This window comes from Streptomyces sp. NPDC005551 (genome assembly GCF_042871785.1).
Taxonomy (GTDB): Bacteria; Actinomycetota; Actinomycetes; order Streptomycetales; family Streptomycetaceae; genus Streptomyces.
This window is the reverse complement of the sequence record NZ_JBIAJE010000008.1, coordinates 192,268-209,184: the sequence shown is the minus strand read 5'-3', so window position 1 is coordinate 209,184 and position 16,917 is coordinate 192,268. Positions and strand designations below refer to the sequence as shown.

Sequence of the window (16,917 nt, the reverse complement as noted above, 5' to 3'; positions counted from 1 at the left end):
CTCGTACCACGTACCTGCCCTGTACGTCCTTTGTGGTGACGGTAGCAGCCGGGGCGCGGCAGACCGGGGCGGCCGTGCCCCGGTCCAGGGCGCCGTACGCTGTTTGCGTGCTCTTGCTCGCTCTGGATACCGCCACCCCCGCCGTCACCGTCGCCCTGCACGACGGCGCGTCCGTCGTCGCCTCGTCGAGCCAGGTGGACGCACGGCGGCACGGGGAACTGCTGCTGCCCGCCGTCGACCGGATGCTCGCCGAGGCGGGTACGTCGCTCGACGCCGTCACCGGCATCGTCGTCGGCGTCGGCCCCGGCCCCTACACGGGGCTGCGGGTGGGCCTGATGACCGCCGACACCTTCGGACTCGCGCTCGGGGTCCCCGTGCACGGCCTGTGCACCCTCGACGGACTCGCGTACGCCTCCGGTCTCGACGAGCCCTTCGTCGTGGCCACGGACGCGCGCAGGAAAGAGGTCTACTGGGCGCGGTACGACGACGCCCGTACACGCGTGACCGGGCCCGCCGTCGACCGGCCCGCCGAGATCGCCGAGACGGTCGCGGGACTGCCCGCCGTGGGCGCGGGCGCGCTGCTCTACCCCGACACCTTCCCGGTGGCCCGTGAACCCGAGCACGTCGCGGCGGCGGCCCTCGCCGCACTGGCCGCGGAGAGGCTCGCCGCGGGCGAGGAGCTGTCCCCGCCCCGGCCGCTGTACCTGCGCCGCCCGGACGCCCAGGTGCCCCGGAACTACAAGGTGGTCACCCCCAAGTGACCGCCGAGCTGCGCGAGATGCGCTGGTGGGACATCGAGCCCGTGCTGACCCTGGAGAAGGACCTCTTCCCCGAGGACGCCTGGTCGCGGGGGATGTTCTGGTCCGAGCTGGCCCACGCCCGCGGCCCCGAGGCCACCCGGCGCTTCGTCGTCGCGGTCGAGGGGGACCGGGTCGTCGGGTACGCGGGACTCGCCGCCGCCGGGGACGTCGGCGACGTACAGACCATCGCCGTCGGCCGCGACCACTGGGGCACCGGGCTCGGCGCGCGGCTGCTGAGCGACCTGCTGCGGGCCGCGACCGCCTTCGAGTGCGCCGAGGTCATGCTCGAGTGCCGCGTCGACAACGTCCGGGCGCAGCGGCTGTACGAGCGCTTCGGCTTCGAGGCCATCGGCTTCCGGCGCGGCTACTACCAGCCGGGGAACATCGACGCCCTGGTGATGCGGCTGACCATGGCCTCCGACGGCGGGGCCGCCGCGGACCCGACCTCCGTACAAGGAACACAAGGAACCGAGACCAATGGCTGACTCGCGCGACGAACCCCTCGTCCTCGGCATCGAGACCTCCTGCGACGAGACCGGCGTCGGCATCGTCCGCGGCACGACGCTGCTCGCGGACGCGATCGCCTCCAGCGTCGACGAGCACGCCCGCTTCGGCGGGGTCGTGCCGGAGGTCGCCTCCCGTGCCCACCTCGAAGCGATGGTGCCGACCATCCGGCGGGCGCTGAAGGACGCGGGCGTGACCGCGAGGGACCTGGACGGCATCGCCGTGACCGCGGGGCCCGGCCTCGCCGGCGCGCTGCTCGTCGGGGTCTCTGCGGCGAAGGCGTACGCGTACGCGCTCGGCAAGCCGCTGTACGGCGTCAACCACCTCGCGTCCCACATCTGCGTGGACCAGCTGGAGCACGGCGCGCTGCCCGAGCCGACCATGGCGCTGCTGGTCTCCGGCGGCCACTCGTCGCTGCTGCTGTCCACGGACATCACCTCCGACGTGCGGCCGATGGGCGCGACCATCGACGACGCGGCGGGCGAGGCCTTCGACAAGATCGCACGCGTGCTGAACCTCGGATTCCCCGGTGGCCCCGTCATCGACCGGTACGCCAAGGAGGGCGACCCGGGCGCGATCGCGTTCCCGCGCGGTCTCACCGGCCCGCGCGACCCGGCGTACGACTTCTCCTTCTCCGGTCTCAAGACGGCCGTGGCCCGCTGGATCGAGGCGAGGCGGGCGGCGGGGGAGGAGGTGCCGGTGCGCGACGTGGCCGCGTCCTTCCAGGAGGCGGTCGTGGACGTGCTCACCCGCAAGGCCGTCCGCGCGTGCAAGGACGAGGGCGTCGACCACCTGATGATCGGCGGCGGGGTGGCCGCCAACTCGCGGCTGCGGGTGCTGGCGCAGGAGCGCTGCGAGGCCGCCGGGATCCGGCTGCGGGTGCCGCGGCCCAAGCTGTGCACCGACAACGGCGCGATGGTGGCGGCGCTCGGCGCGGAGATGGTCGCCCGCAATCGGGCCCCCTCCGACTGGGACCTGTCGGCGGACTCCTCGCTGCCGGTGACCGACCCGCACGTGCCCGGCACTGCCCACGCGCACGACCACGACCACGACCACATGCACGAGACCGGCAGGGAGAACCTGTACTCGTGACCGTGGCCCTGATGTGGGAGGCCCGCGCCGTCGCCGGGCGCGGCGACGACCTGCTGGCCTGGGTGCGGGCGCAGGAACCGGCGGGGCGGCCCCTGCGCCGGGAGATCCTGCGCGCGCCGCAGGACCGCGTGCTGGTGATCACGTGGTGGGACGCTGCGTACGATGCCGAGCTTCCCGAGCTCCCCGAACCGGACGAGGCGTTGGTGACCCGGGCGGTGCACCGGTGGCGCTTCGAGTCGGTGACGTAGGGATCTCGGCGGGGCTCCGCCGGCAGCGCCCCTGAGGCTTTCGGCAGGCGCCCCGCGACGCCGGCTCGCCGAATGTTTCGGCTCGGTGGCCGAAAGTTACGGGAAGGTGGAGCCGTACGGGGGGTCCGTCGGCGGTAGCTGCGGGGATACGATCGCGGCCATGAAACCCGTGAAGAGCCCTGTGTCGCAGACCGCGACGCTCGCCGAGATCGCCCGCGAGGCCGGCGTGTCGGCTCCGACTGTTTCGAAGGTGCTCAACGGGCGGGCCGACGTCGCCCCGGGGACCCGCGCCCGCGTCGAGGAACTGCTCCGCGCCTACGGCTACCGGCGCCGCCGGGCCGAGGCCGGCCGCTCGCCCCTCATCGACCTGGTCTTCCACGAGCTGGAGAGCGCCTGGGCCATGGAGGTCATCCGGGGCGTCGAGAACGTGGCACGGAACGCGGGCCTCAGCGTGGTCCTCTCGGAGAGCGCGGGCCGGCTGACCCCCGGCCGCAGCTGGGCCGACCAGGTCGCCGCCCGCAGGCCGCACGGGGTGATCCTCGTCCTGTCCGGCCTCGACGAGTCCCAGCGGGCGCTGCTCACGAGCCGCTCCATCCCGTTCGTGGTGATGGACCCGGCGGGCGATCCGGGCGCCGACGTGCCGTCCATCGGTGCCACCAACTGGCAGGGCGGCCTCGCCGCGACCCGCCACCTGGTCGAGCTGGGGCACACCCGGATCGGCGCGATCAGCGGGCCCTCACGGATGATGTGCAGCCGCGCCCGCGTCGACGGCTACCGCGCGGCGCTGGAGACGGCGGGGCTGCCCGTCGACCAGGCGCTGATCCGGGCCGGGGACTTCCACCACGAGACGGGGTACCGCGCGGGCCTGGAGCTGCTGCGTTCGCCGGAGCGTCCGACGGCCGTCTTCGCGGGCAATGACCTCCAGGCCCTCGGTCTCTACGAGGCGGCGCGTGAGCTGGGCCTGCGCGTTCCGGAGGATCTGAGCGTCGTCGGCTTCGACGACCTGCCGGTGGCGCGCTGGGTGGGCCCGCCGCTGACCACGGTGCGGCAGCCGCTGATGGAGATGGCCGAGGCGGCGGCGAAACTGGTCCTGGAGCTGGGCCGGGAGGAGGAGTCGTCGGCGGCGACGCGGGTCGAGCTGGCCACGAGCCTGGTGGTGCGCAGCAGCACGGCGCCGCCGCCCGGCGGGGTGGGCCCCGCGGTCGCCGGGGTTCCCGACGGGGAGCCCGGTCCGGCCTGAGAATCCGGGCTCGTGGCCGCCCCCGCGAGCGCGTCGCGACAAAAGTGCCGAGAAATCTCCGAGGACGTGTCGATCCGGACGTCTCCCGTTCGACGTCAGGGGTGAGAGCGGGGAGAGACCCCGCCCGGGACGACCGGTACGGCCGGCCGTCGTACCGAAGGAGCCACCATGCCCCGCTACCTCACGATGGTCCGCATCGACGAGAACAACGCGCCCGCCGAGGGCCCGAGCCCCGAGCTGATGCAGCGGATGGGAGAGCTGATCGAGGAGATGACCAAGGCCGGCGTCCTGCTGGACACCGCCGGGCTCACCCCGACCGCTCAGGGCACCCGCGTCCACTGGGAGAACGGGCAGATCTCCGTCACCGACGGTCCCTTCACCGAGTCCAAGGAGGTCATCGGCGGTTACGCGCTCATCCAGGCCAAGGACAAGGCCGAGGCGATCGAGTGGACCAAGCGCTTCCTGAAGGTCCACGAGACGTACTGGACGGTCACCTCCGAGGTGCGGGAGATCATGGAGGGCTGAGCCGGTGCCCGGCCCGTGCGGCGCGGATGTGCCAAGGTGTGAGCCGTGACCGAGCAGCCCACCGGCCCCTCCGCCCCCACGGCAGCCGGCGCCGCCGAGCCCTCCGCTGAACCCTGTGCCGGAGCGGCAGCCGGTGCCGCCGGGCCCTTCGCCGGCCCCTCCGCCCCGGCGGCAGCCGGTGCTGCCGAGCCCCCTGTCGGCGCGGCGGCCGGCCCGGCCCGTGCGGCGGGCGCCGACGCCTCCGCCTCCGCCGCCGTGCGGGCGGTCGAAGCGGTCGAGGCGGTCTTCCGGATCGAGTCCGCCCGCATCATCGCGGGTGTCGCCCGGCTCGTGCGGGACGTCGGGATCGCCGAGGAGCTCGCGCAGGACGCGCTGGTCGCCGCGCTGGAGCAGTGGCCGCGCGACGGGGTCCCGGACAACCCGGGCGCCTGGCTCATGACCACGGCCAGGCACCGCGCCGTCGACCTCGTACGCCGCCGGGAGCGGTACGCGCGCAAGCTCGCGGAGGTCGGCCGGGACCTCGAAGCCGCCCCGCACCACCTCGACACCCCCGCCGATCCCGACGACATCGACGACGACCTGCTGCGGCTCGTCTTCACCGCCTGCCACCCGGTCCTGTCCGCCGAGGCCCGCATCGCGCTCACGCTGCGGCTCGTCGGCGGCCTGACCACGCCCGAGATCGCGCGCGCCCTCCTCGTCCCCGAGGCGACCGTCGCGCAGCGCGTCGTCCGCGCGAAACGGACGCTGGCCACCAGGAACGTCGCCTTCGAGGTGCCCTGCGGCCCGGAGCGCGAGGCCCGCCTCGGCTCGGTCCTAGAGGTCATCTACCTGGTCTTCAACGAGGGGTACGCCGCGACCGCGGGCGACGACTGGCTGCGCCCCGGCCTGTGCGAGGACGCCCTGCGGCTGGCCCGCGTGCTGGCCGGGCTGATGCCCAAGGAGCCCGAAGTGCACGGGCTGGCCGCGCTGCTGGAGCTCCAGGCCTCCAGATCGGCCGCCCGCACCGGCCCGTCCGGGGAACCCGTGCTGCTCAGGGACCAGAACCGCCGCCGCTGGAACCGGATGCTGATCCGCCGCGGTTTCGCGGCTCTCGCCCGCGCCGACGCCGTCTCCGCCGGCGGCCCCGGACCGTACGTCCTCCAGGCCGCGATCGCCGCCTGCCACGCCCAGGCGTACGCCTACGAGGACACCGACTGGGGGCGGATCGCCGCCCTGTACGGGGTCCTCGCCGCCCGTTCCCCGTCCCCCGTGGTCGAGTTGAACCGCGCGGTCGCCGTCTCCATGGCCGAAGGCCCCGGGCCCGCCCTCGCCCTGGTGGACGCCCTCGCGGACGAACCCGCCCTGCGCGCCTACCACTTGCTGCCCAGCGTGCGCGGAGACCTGCTCGCACGCCTCGGACGTACGGCCGAGGCCCGCTCGGAGTTCGAACGGGCCGCGTCCCTGGCCCGCAACGAACGGGAACGCGCACTGCTGCTGGCCCGCGCCTCGGACCACGGCTGACGCCGGGGGGCAGGACCTACGCCGGATGCCCGACCAGCATCGTCGGCGCCCCCGCCACCCGCGTGAGGAACACCGTCGCCGCGTTGCGCCCCTGCGGCTTCACCTTCCGGCGCAGCTCCTCGGGCTCGACGGCCGAGCCGCGCTTCTTGACGGTGAGGATGCCGACCTCACGCGTCCGCAGCAGCGCCTTCAGCTTCTTCACGTTGAAGGGCAGCCGGTCGGTGATCTCGTACGCGGTGGCGTACGGGGTCGGGCGCAGATGGTCGGAGGTGATGTACGCGATCGTCTCGTCGAGCAGGCCGCCGTCGAGCTCCTCGGCCACCTCGGCCACGAGGTGGGCGCGGATGGCGGCGCCGTCGGGCTCGTACAGGTACCTCCCCGGCGGGCGCACCGGCGGGTCGGGGAGCCCCCGCCCGCGCAGCCCGCGCGGACCGGGCAGCAGCGTGGCCCGCACCAGCCCCGGCTCGGTGCCGAACCACAGCACGGCCTCCTTCACGTCCCCGCCGTCCGAGATCCACTCCGCCTCCGCCTCGGCCGGGATCGCCTCGTGGGGGACGCCCGGCGCGATCTTCAGGGCCGCCCGCGGGGCTTTGAGGGCCGCCGCGGTCGCCCAGGACAGCGGCGGTGAGTAGGCCTCGGGATCGAAGATCCGGCCCCGGCCGCCGCGTCGGGCGGGGTCCACGAAGACGGCGTCGTACTCCGCCGTGGCCACCTCGGTGACGTCCGCCTCACGCACCTCGATCAGCTCCGCCAGGCCCAGCGCCTCGGCGTTCGCGCGGGCCGCCGCCGCCGTCAGCGGGTCCCGGTCCACGGCGAGCACCCGGATCCCGGCGCGGGCCAGGGCGATCGCGTCGCCGCCGATGCCGCAGCAGAGGTCGGCGACGGAGCGCACCCCGAGCGCCCGGAACCGCTCCGCGCGGTACGCCGCGACGCTCGTCCGCGTGGACTGCTCGACACCGTCGGGCGTGAAGAACATCCGCTCCGCGTCCGTGGCCCCGAACTTGGCCACCGCCCGCCGGCGCAGGTGGGCCTGGGCGAGCGCCGCCGTGACCAGGGGCGCCGGGTACGCGCGGCGCAGCCGGGTCGCGACGGCCAGCTCCCCGGCGGGCTCGGTGCCCCGCACCTCGTCGAGGAGGGCGCGGCCCTCGGGCGTGTGGAGGGAGGCGAAGGAGGCCAGCGGGTCCAGATCGGTCACCGGCCCATTGTGGGCCAGTCGGTGGACGGTACGCGTCCGGCGGCGGTGTCGGCCCGGCCCGCGCACGGTGGCCTGCGAGGATCCGGCACCATGCGACCAGTACGACAAAATGACGAAAATCGCCCGGAGCGGACGCTGTTTTGTGGTGCGGTGCCTAGTGGAACGGCGGGCGGAAGAACGGTGCGCCGGGTCCGGGGCGGCATCGTCGTGCTCGCCGCCGCCGCACTCGCCGCCGGCTGCGCCGACCCCGGCCCCGGCGCGCGGCCGGCCTCCGGGCAGCAGCCGCTGAACGCGCCGCCCGCCCGCGCCCTGGACGCGTACGCCTCGAAGCTGCGCACCGCGCACGCCGCGCGAGTCGCCGCGGCCAGACGCTGGGGGCTGGCCAGGGTCCCGCTCGCCCCGCCGGCCCCGCCGGCGAGGAAGCCGGAGATCACGACCCGCGCGGGCTTCGAGGTGGACGGCCAGGACGAACTGCCGCCCGTCTTCACGACCGTCCCCACCAAGGACAAGGTCGTCTTCCTCACCATCGACGACGGCGCCGAGAAGGACCCGGCGTTCCTCAGGATGATGAGCGAACTGAAGATCCCGTACACCGCCTTCCTCAGCGACTACCTGGCCAAGGAGGACTACGGCTACTTCCGGAGGATGCGGGACGCGGGCGTCGCCCTGAACAACCACACCCTCCACCACCCGTATCTGCCGAACCTCTCGTACACGGAGCAGAAACGGGAGATCTGCGGGATGCAGACCGTGATGAAGAAGCAGTTCGGCAAGCGCCCCACGCTCTTCCGGCCCCCCTACGGCAACTACAACGAGGACACCCTGCGCGCCGCCGCGTCCTGCGGGATCAAAGCGGCGCCGCTGTGGAACGAGGAGGTCTTCGCCGACCACTGGGACTACCGCGAGTGGGACCGGTCCCTGCACCGCGGCGACATCGTCCTCACCCACTTCCGGGGCCGCGAGGACTGGAAGGGCACCATGCCCGACATGGTCCGCCGCTTCCTGAAGAAGGTCACGAACGAGGGGTACGCCGTGGCGCGGCTGGAGGACTACCTGTGAGCGGTGCGCCCCGCCGGACGGCCGCGAGCGGTCACCCACGCCGGGACCACCGCCGGTGACCGGGCGCGAAGGGCACCCGGAGACGGGGGTGGCCGGGCGTGGGCGCGCTCTGCTCGCCGGGCTGCTCGTCGCCGGGCTGCTCGCGGGAGCCACCGGCTGCGCCCAGTCCGTCGACCCCATCGAGCGGCTGGGAAAGAAGGCGGCGCGGCAGGTGCGCCCGCACGGCCGGCCGGGGCCGCCCGCCGGGACGTACCGCCGCGGGGAACCGACGGCTCCGGGGCCGGGGCGGCCCGCCGGAACGTACCGCCGCTGGGGGCTGACCGCGCCGCTCGCCTCCGCCCCCCGGCCGCCCGGCCGACGGCCCCCCGTACGCGCGGCGGGCCCCGGCCTGCCGCCGGTCGTCGACCGCGTCCCCACCCGCGACAAGGTGGTCTTCCTGACCTACGACGACAGTGCCGAACGCGATCCGCGCTTCGCCGCCATGGTCCGCGAACTGCGGCTGCCGGTCAGCCTGTTCCTCACCGACCGTGTCGTCGGGCCGGGGTACGGGCACGTCGCGCGCCTCCGGGCGGTCGGCGCGAGCGTGCAGAACCACACGCTCGACCACTCCTCCCTGCGCGGACTGCCGTACGCGGGCCAGCGCGCCGAGATCTGCGGCCAGCGGGACAAGCTCAGGGAACGCTTCGGCGTCCTGCCCCGGCTGCTCCGCCCGCCGTACGGCACCTACGACGTCACCACACTCCGCGCCGCCGCCGACTGCGGGGTCTCGGCCGTGGTGCTGGGCCGCGAGCCCGGCCGGGACCGCCTGCGCCCCGGCGACATCCTCCTCGGCACCGACCAACCCGACCTCACCGGGACGACCACGCGCCTGCTGCGGCGCATCCAGGCCGAGGGCCTCACGCCGGCCCGCCTGGAGGACTACCTGTAGCGGCGCACGGGGTGCCCGAGGGGAGCGGAAAGCACGCGGCGCGCGCTCCCCGTTTGGCACTCCGCTTGACCGAGTGCTAATCCCGGTCATAGTCTCTGGTCTGGCACTCCCCCCTGGAGAGTGCCAATAGCGACGGGCAGGTCCGGCACCCGCGACGACGGATCCACCTGGTCGCCACCTCAGACAGTTAACCCCGTGAGATCTCCGAAGGGGGAGGTCGGATCGTGACGACCACCAGCTCCAAGGTTGCCATCAAGCCGCTCGAGGACCGCATTGTGGTCCAGCCGCTCGACGCCGAGCAGACCACCGCCTCTGGCCTGGTCATTCCGGACACTGCCAAGGAGAAGCCCCAGGAGGGCGTCGTCCTGGCCGTGGGCCCGGGCCGGTTCGAGAACGGCGAGCGCCTGCCGCTCGACGTGAAGACCGGCGACATCGTGCTGTACAGCAAGTACGGCGGCACCGAGGTGAAGTACAGCGGCGAGGAGTACCTCGTCCTCTCGGCTCGCGACGTGCTCGCGATCATCGAGAAGTAGTTCATCCCAGTTTTGCAGTGAGCTGCGCCCCTGGCCCCCGCGACCTTAATAAGCCGGGCGCTGGGGGCGCAGTTCGTTTCTCCCAAGTTTTCCGAGAGGGCTGAATCGCTCCATGGCGAAGATCCTGAAGTTCGACGAGGACGCCCGTCGCGCCCTTGAGCGCGGCGTCAACAAGCTTGCCGACACGGTGAAGGTGACGATCGGCCCCAAGGGCCGCAACGTCGTCATCGACAAGAAGTTCGGCGCCCCCACCATCACCAACGACGGCGTGACCATCGCCCGCGAGGTCGAGCTCGACGACCCGTACGAGAACCTCGGCGCCCAGCTGGTGAAGGAGGTGGCGACCAAGACCAACGACATCGCGGGTGACGGTACGACCACCGCCACCGTGCTGGCCCAGGCGCTGGTGCGCGAGGGCCTGAAGAACGTCGCCGCCGGCGCGTCCCCCGCCCTCCTCAAGAAGGGCATCGACGCCGCCGTCAAGGCCGTGTCCGAGGAGCTCCTCGCGACCGCCCGCCCGATCGACGAGAAGTCCGACATCGCCGCCGTCGCCGGTCTGTCCGCCCAGGACAGCCAGGTCGGCGAGCTCATCGCCGAGGCGATGGACAAGGTCGGCAAGGACGGTGTCATCACCGTCGAGGAGTCCAACACCTTCGGTCTGGAGCTGGACTTCACCGAGGGCATGGCCTTCGACAAGGGCTACCTGTCGCCGTACATGGTGTCCGACCAGGAGCGTATGGAGGCCGTCCTCGACGACCCGTACATCCTCATCCACCAGGGCAAGATCTCCTCGATCCAGGACCTGCTGCCGCTGCTGGAGAAGGTCATCCAGACCAACGCCTCCAAGCCGCTCCTGATCATCGCCGAGGACGTCGAGGGCGAGGCCCTGTCGACCCTGGTCGTGAACAAGATCCGCGGCACGTTCAACGCCGTCGCGGTGAAGGCCCCCGGCTTCGGCGACCGCCGCAAGGCGATGCTCGGCGACATGGCCACCCTCACCGGTGCCACCGTCATCGCCGAGGAGGTCGGCCTCAAGCTCGACCAGGTCGGCCTGGACGTGCTCGGCACCGCCCGCCGCGTGACCGTCACCAAGGACGACACCACCATCGTCGACGGTGGCGGCAAGTCCGAGGACGTCGTCGGCCGGGTCAACCAGATCAAGGCCGAGATCGAGTCCACGGACTCCGACTGGGACCGCGAGAAGCTCCAGGAGCGCCTCGCGAAGCTGGCCGGCGGCGTGTGCGTGATCAAGGTCGGCGCCGCCACCGAGGTGGAGCTGAAGGAGAAGAAGCACCGTCTCGAGGACGCCATCTCCGCGACCCGCGCCGCGGTCGAGGAGGGCATCGTCTCCGGTGGTGGCTCCGCGCTCGTCCACGCCGTGAAGATCCTCGAGGGCAACCTCGGCAAGACCGGCGACGAGGCCACGGGTGTCGCGGTGGTCCGCCGGGCCGCCGTCGAGCCGCTGCGCTGGATCGCCGAGAACGCCGGCCTCGAGGGTTACGTCATCACCTCCAAGGTCGCCGAGCTCGACAAGGGCCAGGGCTTCAACGCCGCGACCGGCGAGTACGGCGACCTGGTCAAGGCCGGCGTCATCGACCCGGTCAAGGTCACCCGCTCCGCCCTGGAGAACGCCGCGTCCATCGCCTCCCTGCTCCTCACGACCGAGACCCTGGTCGTCGAGAAGCCGGCCGAGGAAGAGGGCGACGCGGGCCACGGCCACGGTCACGGCCACTCCCACTGAGGTCGGCAGCACCCGAGGAAGCCCACCCTCCCCACGGGAGGAGGGAGGACGCCTCGAAGAAGTCCCCCTCCCCCCACCGGGTGAGGGGGGCTTCCCCTTTTCCCGGCCGCCGCCTGCTGATGCCGGCCGCTCAGAGCTGATCGTCCCGGACCACGTCCAGATCGGTGAACGTCGGCATCTCGTCGCAGAGTGCCACCATGTCCTGGAAGATCCGCTCCGTCTCCGGCATGCCGGAGTTGCGCATCGCCTCCTCGTACGACGGGAACTCCACGATCTCCACGAAGTGGTCCCCGTCGGACCGGTCCCGGCCGATGACGCTGTGCGTCGCGGTCCGCTTCCCCCTGGTCTGTTCGACCCACGTGTCCATCAGCCGGTTCATCTCGTCGAACCGGCTGGTCCTGCAGTCGATGAGCTGTACGAATGTCATGGCGCCGCCTCCGGCCCCCTGGGTCCGGTGGAACACTTCCATCGTCCCACCGGAGGGACGACACCATCCACTCCACGCCCGGGCCGGCTCCCCGGCGGCACGACCCGCGCGAACGCCCCTACTGCGGGCCGTACTTGCGTCCGGTCCTCGACGTGACGCCGCCCAGCAGCGCCCGCGGAGTCACCTTCACCAGGCCCATCAGGGCCTTGTAACGGGGGTCCGGGACGGACAGCGTCCTGCCCCGCGCCAGATCCGACAGCGCCGCCGCGACCAGCTTGTCCGCGTCGAGCCACATCCACTTCGGGATGTTGTCCGTGCCCATCCCAGCCCGCTGGTGGAACTCCGTGCGCACGAACCCGGGGCACAGGGCCATCAGCCGTACACCGCTGCCGGCCAGGTCCTTCGCCACGCCCTGCGTGAACTGCACGACCCACGCCTTGGAGGCCCCGTACGTTCCGCGCGGCACGAAGGCGGCGACCGAGGCGACGTTGACGACACCGCCCCGGCCCCGCTCCCGCATGGCCTCGGTCGCCGCCGACGTCAGCCGCAGCACCGCCTCGCAGTGCACCTTGAGCATCTTCAGCTCGTCCGCCATCGACACGTCGAGGAAGCGGCCCTTGTTGCCGAAGCCGGCGTTGTTGACCAGCAGGTCCACCGGGTGCCGGCGGTCGGTGAGGCGCGCTGCCACCGCCTCGATGCCCCCGTCCGTCGCCAGGTCCGCCGTCAGCACCTCCGCCTCGATGCCGTGCCGGTCGTGCAACTCGGTCGCCTGTTCGCGCAGCCGCTTGGTGTCCCGCGCCACCAGGACGAGGTTGTGCCCGCCGGCCGCCAGCCGCCGCGCGAAGGCGGCGCCGATGCCCGCGGTCGATCCCGTAATCAAAGCCGTTGTCATGGGCCAAGGTTAGTGACCACCGCGGCAGGAGCCCGCGCCCGCCGCCGCCCGTTACCGCACCGTGCCCGGCGGTCCCGCGGCCACGCCCGGCCGCCGCCCCGCCTGCCTTCTCGCCGCCGTGCCGCGGCCCGGCCGTGGCCCTGCGGGCGGTACGGGCCCCACCCATCCGGCCGGGGCCCGTACCCGCCGGTCCGCCGCGCCGGCTCCCCGCGCTAACGCCCGTACTTCTCCGCGTACTTGCGCGCGTCCTCCCGCACCTCCGGATGCAGCGCGTCCCCCGCCGCCAGCAGCCGCGGCAGCAGGGTCCGCTCCAGGGTGACGGCGCGGAACTGGAGCGCCACCGTCACGTCGTGGTCCGGGCGGTGCAGGATCCGGACCGGGTCGCCCGCGCTGATCTCCCCCGGCCGTACCACCCGCAGATACGCGCCCGGCGCACCCCGCCGGGTGAAACGCTTCACCCAGCCCTGCTCCCCGAGGTGGCCCTGGAAGGTACGGCAGGGGATGCGCCCGCAGGTCACCTCCAGGACGACGTCGGGACCCACGCCCCACCGCTCGCCTATGCGGGCGCCGGACACGTCGAGTCCCGACGTGGTCAGGTTCTCGCCGAACGCGCCGTTGGCCAGCGGGCGGCCCAGCTCCCGCTCCCACTCGTCGAGGTCCTCGCGCGCGAACGCGTACACCGCCTGGTCGTCCCCGCCGTGGTGGCGCTTCTCGCACACGGCGTCCCCGGCCAGTCCGCCGGCGCCGACCCCCTTGGGCCCCGGGGCCGCGACCCGCACGGGCCCCTCCACCGGCTGCTTGTCGATGCCGGTCAGGCCCTCCGGCTGATCCGTGTAGCCGACCGCCCGCGCCCGGCCGATGTTCAGTGAGAGAAGCTTCATGGCGGCACGTTAGGCGACCGGAGGCCAAAGCGTCGACGCAGTATTCGGCGCCCCACCCAAGCGCCGCTTATGCTCGGAGGGTGATCGAGGCCCGTCATCTCCGTGTCCTGCGCGCTGTGGCCGCCACCGGCTCGTTCTCGGCGGCGGGGCGCGCACTGGGCTGCACCCAGCCCGCCGTCAGCCAGCAGATGAAGGCCCTGGAGTCCTCCGTCGGTACGCCGCTGCTGATCCGCACCGGCCGGGAGATGCGCCTGACCCAGGCCGGTCAGGCCCTCGTGCGCCATGCGGCGGGCATCCTCGCCGGGCTGACCGCCGCGGAGGAGGAGGTGGCCGCCATCGCCGGACTGCGCGCGGGCCGCGTCCGGCTCGTCTCCTTCCCGAGCGGCAGCTCCACCCTGGTACCGACCGCGCTCGCCGCGCTGCGCGCCGACCACCCCGGTACCCGCGTCTCCCTGGAGGAGGCCGAACCGCCGCGCTCGGTGGAGATGCTGCGCGAGGGCGACTGCGACATCGCGCTCGCCTTCCGCTACGAGGGAGCGGCGGCCACCGAGGAGTGGCACGACCTGGTGGTGCGCCCGCTGCTGGTGGACCGGCTCGTCGGACTCGTCCCCGAAGGGCACCGACTGGGGACGGCGGAGTCGGTCGCCATGGGAGATCTCGCCGGAGAGCCGTGGATCGCGGGCTGCCCGCGCTGCCGGGGCCAGCTCATCGAGGCCTGCGAGAGCGCCGGCTTCGTGCCCCGCATCGACTTCGCCACCGACGACTACCCGGCGGTGGTCGGCCTGGTCGGCGCGGGCCTCGGTGTCGCGGTCCTTCCCGAACTGGCTGTCGAGTCCGTACGCGCCAAGGGAGTACGCACAGTGACGGTCGAGCCTCCGGTGCGGCGGGAGATCGTGGCGCTGACGCTGCCGGACCTCGCCCAGGTGCCCGCGGTGGCGGCGACCCTCGACCGGCTCGCCCGGGCCGCGGCCCGCTGAGGACGGGCGGCAGCGCACCCGGCGGCGCCGAGGCGGCGCGGCGAAAGACCGCTGAGGCGGGCTGCGGCGCAAAGAAGGACCGCCGAGGCAGGCGGCGGCGCACCAAAAGCAAGGGCACGCCTGCGCGTGCCCATCTTCGGAGAAACGTTCCTTCAATTGTTGTGCGACGGTGCGGCGGGGCCGCCGCTGCTCGTCGCCGTGACCAGCCGGTTGCGGGCGCGTCCCATCAGCTCTTCGCGCTCGTCCTCGGTCAGTCCGCCCCACACGCCGTACGGCTCGCGCACCGCCAGGGCGTGGGCCGCGCACTGGGCGCGCACGGGGCACCTCATGCAGACCTCCTTGGCCGAGTTCTCGCGAGCGCTCCGTGCCGCACCGCGCTCGCCCTCCGGATGGAAGAAGAGCGAGCTGTCGACCCCACGGCAGGCCGCGAGGAGCTGCCAGTCCCAGAGGTCCGCGTTTGGACCGGGAAGGCGGGAGAAATCTGCCATTGCGTGTCCCCTTGTTGCCGTTCTGGGCTGGTATGTGCCCACCGACCGTACATCTACGATCTAAGGAGATGAAAATATGACTCATTGCGAATCTAGCCATAGACACCAGCAAAAGGGAAGAAAACCGGCTAAATGGGGCATGGCTTGTGATGAAACGTTGAGGGTCCGTGGCGCATGTCTGCACCGTGTCCGCCCCCTCACGTAGAGTGCCGAAGATGGCGGACGGCCCCGTAACTCTTTCGAGTGACCATCGTTGAGAGTGCGAGGCGGTTGAAGGAACAAGCGCTCGGGCAGACGGCAGAATCCGTCCACGAGTGTCGACCGCACAGGTGACGATTCGTACCAGCCTGGAGGCTCAAGGTGACGCGCATCAGCTGCGGAGGGCGGTCATGACATCCGTCCTCGTCTGCGACGACTCCCCGCTCGCCCGAGAGGCGCTCCGCCGCGCGGTGGCTACCGTGCCCGGCGTCGAGCGCGTGACGACTGCGGCCAACGGCGAGGAAGTCCTCCGCCGCTGGGGCGCCGACCGCTCGGACCTGATTCTGATGGACGTACGCATGCCCGGTCTGGGCGGCGTCGAGACGGTCCGGCGGCTGCTCTCCGCCGATCCGGGTGCCCGCATCATCATGCTCACCGTCGCCGAGGACCTGGACGGTGTGGCGCTCGCCGTCGCCGCCGGTGCCCGCGGCTATCTGCACAAGGACGCCTCGCGCGCCGAACTGCGGGCCACGGTGACGCAGGCACTCGCCGACCCGACCTGGCGGCTCGCCCCGCGCCGACTGCGGTCGGCCGAGATGGGTGCGGCGCCGACGCTCACGGCGCGTGAGATCCAGGTCCTGGAGGGCATGAGCCACGGCCGCTCCAACGCGGAGATCGGCCGTGAGCTGTTCCTCTCCGAGGACACCGTCAAGACGCACGCCCGCCGGCTCTTCAAGAAGCTCGGCGCCTCGGACCGCGCGCACGCCGTGGCGCTCGGGTTCCGGTGGGGCCTGGTCCGCTAGGTGAGCTGCTGCGGGACGGCGATCCCCACCTGCCGTTCGGCGCCTCCCGCCCGCCGCGCGGCGGGCGGGGCCGGGCCCTCGGGCAGGGTCTCTCCGGTGCCCGGCCCCCGTTTCCCGGCGGATGCCGCATCCTTGAGGTGTGGAGTTCCTCGGGGACGAGTCGGTCGAGCGGAAGGGGAGGGCGCAGGAGATGAGTTCCGGCGCACCTACTCATAACGCTTCGGTGCACAACTATGGACGCGGTGCCACGGATCGGACGACGCCGAGGCACCATGGACCGATGCGCGACGACGAGACGACGGTGATCGGTGCGCTCGTCCATCGCGCGGTCGACGGCGACGAGCAGGCGACACACGACCTGCTCGCTCACGTACATCCTCTCGCGCTGCGGTACTGCCGCGCGCGTCTTTCCCGGCTTCCGGGCGACGCGCGGCACTTCGTGGAGGACCTGGCGCAAGAGGTCTGCGTCGCGGTGCTGCTGGCCCTGCCGCGCTACAAGGACACGGGGCGTCCCTTCGAGGCCTTCGTCTTCGCCATCGCGGCGCACAAGGTCGCCGACCTCCAGCGCGCCGCGATGCGGCACCCCGGTTCGACGGCCGTGCCCTCGGACGAGATGCCCGAGCGCCCCGACGACTCGCTCGGCCCCGAGGAGCGTGCCCTGCTCAGCAGCGATGCCGAGTGGGCCAAGAAACTCCTGGCCAACCTCCCGGAGAACCAGCGGGAACTGCTCCTGCTGAGGATCGCGGTGGGTCTCACGGCCGAGGAGACCGGACAGATGTTGGGAATGTCACCCGGTGCGGTCCGCGTGGCTCAGCACCGGGCCCTGAGCCGCCTGCGGGCGCTGGCGGAGCAGTAGCGGCTCCCCGGTGGGGCCGGCGGCTCGTCC

The 16,917-nt window shown here is 72.7% G+C and carries 18 protein-coding genes and 1 pseudogene; 14 read left to right on the top strand and 5 right to left on the bottom strand.

The features are described 5' to 3' along the window. The first annotated feature begins 107 nt into the window (after window positions 1-107). The 7 genes from tsaB (at window position 108) to ACFYP4_RS23920 (ending at window position 5,909) form a co-directional block, all read left to right on the top strand. Window positions 108-761: a tRNA (adenosine(37)-N6)-threonylcarbamoyltransferase complex dimerization subunit type 1 TsaB gene (tsaB, locus tag ACFYP4_RS23950; protein WP_358855256.1), complete on the top strand. Its 654-nt coding sequence runs from the start codon at window positions 108-110 to the stop codon at window positions 759-761. A 17-nt stretch (window positions 762-778) separates the two neighbouring features. After that, a complete protein-coding gene (rimI, locus tag ACFYP4_RS23945) occupies window positions 779-1,285 on the top strand; it encodes a ribosomal protein S18-alanine N-acetyltransferase (protein WP_358855263.1) in 507 nt (168 codons plus the stop codon). Further along, the gene (gene tsaD / locus ACFYP4_RS23940; RefSeq protein WP_358855255.1) at window positions 1,278-2,396 is read left to right on the top strand and encodes a tRNA (adenosine(37)-N6)-threonylcarbamoyltransferase complex transferase subunit TsaD; all 1,119 of its coding nucleotides are present in this window, start codon (window positions 1,278-1,280) and stop codon (window positions 2,394-2,396) included. The genes rimI and tsaD overlap by 8 nt, the downstream gene beginning before the upstream one ends. Then, window positions 2,393-2,644: a hypothetical protein gene (locus ACFYP4_RS23935; RefSeq protein ID WP_358855254.1), complete on the top strand. Its 252-nt coding sequence runs from the start codon at window positions 2,393-2,395 to the stop codon at window positions 2,642-2,644. Before tsaD ends, ACFYP4_RS23935 begins: the two co-directional genes overlap by 4 nt. Before the next feature lie 160 nt (window positions 2,645-2,804). After that, complete coding sequence (locus ACFYP4_RS23930; protein ID WP_358855253.1) at window positions 2,805-3,884, top strand: LacI family DNA-binding transcriptional regulator; 1,080 nt, start codon at window positions 2,805-2,807, stop codon at window positions 3,882-3,884. Between the two features lie 168 nt (window positions 3,885-4,052). After that, window positions 4,053-4,409 carry a YciI family protein gene (locus tag ACFYP4_RS23925; protein WP_358855252.1) on the top strand — a complete coding sequence of 119 codons (357 nt, stop codon included), beginning with the start codon at window positions 4,053-4,055 and terminating at the stop codon, window positions 4,407-4,409. A gap of 255 nt (window positions 4,410-4,664) precedes the next feature. Then, window positions 4,665-5,909, top strand: coding sequence for an RNA polymerase sigma factor (locus ACFYP4_RS23920; protein ID WP_388788219.1), 1,245 nt, complete (start codon window positions 4,665-4,667; stop codon window positions 5,907-5,909). A 16-nt stretch (window positions 5,910-5,925) separates the two neighbouring features. Here ACFYP4_RS23920 and ACFYP4_RS23915 read toward each other — a convergent pair whose 3' ends face one another. Then, window positions 5,926-7,104, bottom strand: a complete 1,179-nt coding sequence (locus ACFYP4_RS23915; RefSeq protein WP_388787887.1) for a methyltransferase domain-containing protein — start codon at window positions 7,102-7,104, stop codon at window positions 5,926-5,928. Window positions 7,105-7,194: 90 nt separating this feature from the next. On the opposite strand from ACFYP4_RS23915, the gene ACFYP4_RS23910 reads away from it, so the two are divergent. From ACFYP4_RS23910 to groL, 4 genes are all read left to right on the top strand, one after another. Further along, window positions 7,195-8,163, top strand: coding sequence for a polysaccharide deacetylase family protein (locus ACFYP4_RS23910; RefSeq protein WP_358855250.1), 969 nt, complete (start codon window positions 7,195-7,197; stop codon window positions 8,161-8,163). Between the two features lie 88 nt (window positions 8,164-8,251). After that, window positions 8,252-9,091: a polysaccharide deacetylase family protein gene (locus ACFYP4_RS23905; protein WP_388787883.1), complete on the top strand. Its 840-nt coding sequence runs from the start codon at window positions 8,252-8,254 to the stop codon at window positions 9,089-9,091. Between the two features lie 224 nt (window positions 9,092-9,315). After that, window positions 9,316-9,624, top strand: a complete 309-nt coding sequence (gene groES, locus ACFYP4_RS23900; protein ID WP_019066754.1) for a co-chaperone GroES — start codon at window positions 9,316-9,318, stop codon at window positions 9,622-9,624. A gap of 112 nt (window positions 9,625-9,736) precedes the next feature. Next, window positions 9,737-11,365 carry a chaperonin GroEL gene (gene groL / locus ACFYP4_RS23895; RefSeq protein ID WP_358855249.1) on the top strand — a complete coding sequence of 543 codons (1,629 nt, stop codon included), beginning with the start codon at window positions 9,737-9,739 and terminating at the stop codon, window positions 11,363-11,365. A 133-nt stretch (window positions 11,366-11,498) separates the two neighbouring features. Here groL and ACFYP4_RS23890 read toward each other — a convergent pair. The 3 genes and pseudogenes from ACFYP4_RS23890 to ACFYP4_RS23880 all read right to left on the bottom strand — a co-directional run. Continuing rightward, window positions 11,499-11,792 (bottom strand): annotated as a pseudogene (locus ACFYP4_RS23890) (ester cyclase); the annotation flags it as partial. A 118-nt stretch (window positions 11,793-11,910) separates the two neighbouring features. Further along, the gene (locus ACFYP4_RS23885; RefSeq protein WP_358855248.1) at window positions 11,911-12,684 is read right to left on the bottom strand and encodes an SDR family oxidoreductase; all 774 of its coding nucleotides are present in this window, start codon (window positions 12,682-12,684) and stop codon (window positions 11,911-11,913) included. A gap of 212 nt (window positions 12,685-12,896) precedes the next feature. Further along, window positions 12,897-13,565, bottom strand: a complete 669-nt coding sequence (locus ACFYP4_RS23880; protein WP_358855247.1) for an MOSC domain-containing protein — start codon at window positions 13,563-13,565, stop codon at window positions 12,897-12,899. Window positions 13,566-13,645: 80 nt separating this feature from the next. Here ACFYP4_RS23880 and ACFYP4_RS23875 point away from each other — a divergent pair, with 80 nt between their 5' ends. Then, window positions 13,646-14,542 carry a LysR family transcriptional regulator gene (locus ACFYP4_RS23875; RefSeq protein ID WP_388787877.1) on the top strand — a complete coding sequence of 299 codons (897 nt, stop codon included), beginning with the start codon at window positions 13,646-13,648 and terminating at the stop codon, window positions 14,540-14,542. 152 nt (window positions 14,543-14,694) lie between these two features. On the opposite strand, the gene ACFYP4_RS23870 is transcribed toward ACFYP4_RS23875, so the two are convergent. Further along, window positions 14,695-15,030, bottom strand: a complete 336-nt coding sequence (locus ACFYP4_RS23870; RefSeq protein WP_358855245.1) for a WhiB family transcriptional regulator — start codon at window positions 15,028-15,030, stop codon at window positions 14,695-14,697. A 389-nt stretch (window positions 15,031-15,419) separates the two neighbouring features. Between ACFYP4_RS23870 and ACFYP4_RS23865 the strand changes: the two genes are divergently transcribed. Both ACFYP4_RS23865 and ACFYP4_RS23860 read left to right on the top strand, forming a co-directional pair. Continuing rightward, window positions 15,420-16,031, top strand: coding sequence for a response regulator transcription factor (locus ACFYP4_RS23865; RefSeq protein WP_003948568.1), 612 nt, complete (start codon window positions 15,420-15,422; stop codon window positions 16,029-16,031). A 280-nt stretch (window positions 16,032-16,311) separates the two neighbouring features. Beyond that, on the top strand, window positions 16,312-16,887 hold the full coding sequence (locus ACFYP4_RS23860) for a sigma-70 family RNA polymerase sigma factor (protein ID WP_355314556.1): 576 nt from the start codon (window positions 16,312-16,314) through the stop codon (window positions 16,885-16,887). Window positions 16,888-16,917: the final 30 nt, after the last annotated feature.

What these genes read in the sequence shown, in the direction of transcription:
- ACFYP4_RS23865 (WP_003948568.1), top strand. Translation starts at nt 15,420, where the DNA reads ATGACATCCGTCCTCGTCTGCGACGACTCCCCGCTCGCCCGAGAGGCG.
- ACFYP4_RS23930 (WP_358855253.1), top strand. Translation starts at nt 2,805, where the DNA reads ATGAAACCCGTGAAGAGCCCTGTGTCGCAGACCGCGACGCTCGCCGAG.
- ACFYP4_RS23910 (WP_358855250.1), top strand. Translation starts at nt 7,195, where the DNA reads ATGCGACCAGTACGACAAAATGACGAAAATCGCCCGGAGCGGACGCTG.
- rimI (WP_358855263.1), top strand. Translation starts at nt 779, where the DNA reads ATGCGCTGGTGGGACATCGAGCCCGTGCTGACCCTGGAGAAGGACCTC.
- ACFYP4_RS23925 (WP_358855252.1), top strand. Translation starts at nt 4,053, where the DNA reads ATGCCCCGCTACCTCACGATGGTCCGCATCGACGAGAACAACGCGCCC.
- ACFYP4_RS23860 (WP_355314556.1), top strand. Translation starts at nt 16,312, where the DNA reads ATGCGCGACGACGAGACGACGGTGATCGGTGCGCTCGTCCATCGCGCG.
- ACFYP4_RS23880 (WP_358855247.1), bottom strand. Translation starts at nt 13,565, where the DNA reads ATGAAGCTTCTCTCACTGAACATCGGCCGGGCGCGGGCGGTCGGCTAC.
- ACFYP4_RS23870 (WP_358855245.1), bottom strand. Translation starts at nt 15,030, where the DNA reads ATGGCAGATTTCTCCCGCCTTCCCGGTCCAAACGCGGACCTCTGGGAC.
- groL (WP_358855249.1), top strand. Translation starts at nt 9,737, where the DNA reads ATGGCGAAGATCCTGAAGTTCGACGAGGACGCCCGTCGCGCCCTTGAG.
- tsaD (WP_358855255.1), top strand. Translation starts at nt 1,278, where the DNA reads ATGGCTGACTCGCGCGACGAACCCCTCGTCCTCGGCATCGAGACCTCC.
- ACFYP4_RS23885 (WP_358855248.1), bottom strand. Translation starts at nt 12,684, where the DNA reads ATGACAACGGCTTTGATTACGGGATCGACCGCGGGCATCGGCGCCGCC.